The 2,578-nt window shown below is 57.9% G+C and carries 2 protein-coding genes and 1 pseudogene; 2 read left to right on the forward strand and 1 reads right to left on the reverse strand.

Going from position 1 to position 2,578, the window contains the following annotated elements:
* A pseudogene (locus EN991_RS31760) lies at positions 1-1,078 on the reverse strand (S9 family peptidase); the annotation flags it as partial.
* 160 nt (positions 1,079-1,238) lie between these two features.
* On the opposite strand from EN991_RS31760, the gene EN991_RS31765 reads away from it, so the two are divergent.
* Positions 1,239-1,610, forward strand: coding sequence for an SH3 domain-containing protein (locus EN991_RS31765; protein ID WP_164745941.1), 372 nt, complete (start codon positions 1,239-1,241; stop codon positions 1,608-1,610).
* 444 nt (positions 1,611-2,054) lie between these two features.
* A complete protein-coding gene (locus tag EN991_RS31770; protein WP_013532660.1) occupies positions 2,055-2,480 on the forward strand; it encodes a MucR family transcriptional regulator in 426 nt (141 codons plus the stop codon).
* The last annotated feature ends 98 nt before the right edge of the window (positions 2,481-2,578 follow it).

A 2,578-nucleotide genomic window follows, 5' to 3' on the forward strand; every position in this document is an offset into this window, starting at 1 on the left:
CCACAATGCGCGGCAGGCCTTCCTTGCGTTCGAGCCGGACCATGTGGTCCCTGAAGCCGATCACCGACAGGATCAGCCGGCCGGGCTCGTGCGGCACCAGTTCCTGCCAGTTGGCGCGCACGGGATCGCTCGCCGGCGCCGTCATGATCTTGAAGTCCTTGGCGCCGTCGGCATTGGTCAGGATGAAGAAGATATCGCCGCCTTCTTCCAGCTCGTATTGAAGGCCAACCTCGCGCGGCGACACCAGTTTCGGTTCGGCAAACGGATCGTCGGCGCGCATCAGGCGGTATTCCGAAGTCTCGTGATCGTTGATGCCGATCATGATCCATTCGTTGTTGCGGGTGCCGTCGACATTCATGAAGAAGCCGGGATCGGTTTCCTCATAGATCAACCGGTCGCTGTCCGGGCTGTCGCCCAGCGCATGGAACAGTACCTTGGACGGGCGATGGTTGGGATCGAGACGCGTGTAGAAGAAGCCGTCATTGCCTGCGTTCCAGACGCCTGAACCGCCGGTGTCGGGGATCTGGTCGGCAAGCTCTTTGCCATCGGCAAGGTCACGCACGCGAAGCGTGTAGAATTCGGAGCCCTTGTCGTCGAATGCCCATAGCAGCTTGGCGTGGTCGGCCGAATGGTCGACACCGCCAAGACGGAAATAGGCCTTGCCCGCGGCCTCCGCGTCGCCATCGAGCAGGATATGCTCGGCGCCGCCGTCGCGCGACATGCGGAAATAGCGCGGCTGCTCGCCACCAAGTTTAAAGGACGAGCCGTAGGCATAGGGCCCATCCTTCATCGGCACGGAAGAATCGTCTTCCTTGATACGGCCCTTCATCTCCTTGAAAAGCTGCTTTTGCAGTTCGACCGTGTCGGCCATCAGCTTCGACTGGTAGGCATTCTCCGCCTCGAGTTCTGCGCGGATCCCCGCATCGAGCAATGACGGGTCGCGGAACATCTCCTGCCAGTTATCGGCCCGTAGCCAGGCATAGTCGTCGGTTCGCGTGATGCCGTGATGCGTGTCGGAAACCGGCCGCTTCTCGGGCGTTGGCGGGCTGACGATCGGAAATATGGATGTCTTGGTCATTGCGTCTCGCTTTGCCAGTATCTTCAATGGGCCAGTATCTTGAAGGGCCATCTCGAATGGAGAAATATCTTGAATGGCAAATGAACACGCCGATCAGGGCAGGTTCAAGAGCCGGAGCGTATGGGTTGTGTCGGCTCCAGGAGATGAGCCGGGAGGAGAGATGATGACTATTTGGTCTCGGACTGCTGCGGCTTTCGCCGTTGCTTCGCTAACTCTGGGCTTTGCCGGCCAGTCTCATGCGACCGTATTCGCGGCTTGGCAAGTGGCCAATGTCCCGTTCGGCGACACGCTCAATGTACGCAAATACCCTTCGGGCACATCCCAAAAGCAGGCGGGATATCCGAACGGCACCGTTCTGCAGATGACCGGGCGATGCACCGGCGGAATAAACCTGCTCGACATCGCCAACCAGCCGGCATGGAAGCAGGCACAAAAGATTCGCTATCGCTGGTGCGAAGTCTGGCATGATCCGGTCCAGAACGGCAATTTCGTCACCGGCTGGGCCTATGGCAAATACATCATCCCGCATTGATTGACGCGGCAGCAATCAGCCGATCGGTCGGATGACTGGCATGTCGCCTGATTGCTCGTATATGACCACGGCAACCTGTGGTTTTGTGGACAAATGCGAACAACCAATATTTCTCGAGCGATAGCCAAGCAAGATCAAACATTAAAACCCGTTTCGTGAGTTGCCACGAATGTAACGGCGATCTGACGTTGCGTCAGCCGCCGCCGACGGGAACGCGAAATATCGATAAATTACACAATGCACGAAAGATTGAAGCTGATCGCGGAACATTTGATCAATATCGTTCAATATAGCGCGAGGGGCGAATTGACTTACTTGGTCTGCACGCTCATTGATGTGCCCGCGACACGAATCGTAGAAACTCTACCTGCACAAAATTCGTGCGATGCCCTGCTTGTAAAAAAGGGCGCAGATCGATGTAACTCTTGTTGGGGACCGAAGACCATGGATATTGTCGAAACACCTTCCAGAAACAGCGATGCGCTGATCGAATTGACCGCCGATGTGGTGGCCGCCTATGTCAGCAACAATCCCGTGCCGGTCGGCGAACTGCCGAACCTGATATCCGATGTCCATGCCGCACTCGGGCGTGTGGGCGGAACCGCCGAACAGCCGCCTGCCGACAAGCAGAAGCCGGCGGTCAACCCGAAGCGGTCGGTTCATGACGACTACATCGTCTGCCTTGAAGACGGCAAGAAGTTCAAGTCGCTGAAGCGCCACCTGATGACCCACTATGACCTGACGCCGGACCAGTATCGCGAAAAGTGGAACCTCGACCCGACCTATCCGATGGTTGCACCCAACTATGCAGCTGCCCGGTCCCAACTCGCCAAGAAGATGGGTCTCGGCCGCAAGCGCAAAGCGCGGTAATTGCTGCCAGCCAGATCGGATCGACATCAACGGCGCCTTCGGGCGCCGTTTGATTTTTGCGAGCCGCGACGCGCGGATCGGGTCGGGAAGCGTCAGGC

It is taken from the genome of Mesorhizobium sp. M7A.F.Ca.US.005.03.2.1 (assembly GCF_003997795.1).
Classification (GTDB): Bacteria; Pseudomonadota; Alphaproteobacteria; order Rhizobiales; family Rhizobiaceae; genus Mesorhizobium; species Mesorhizobium ciceri.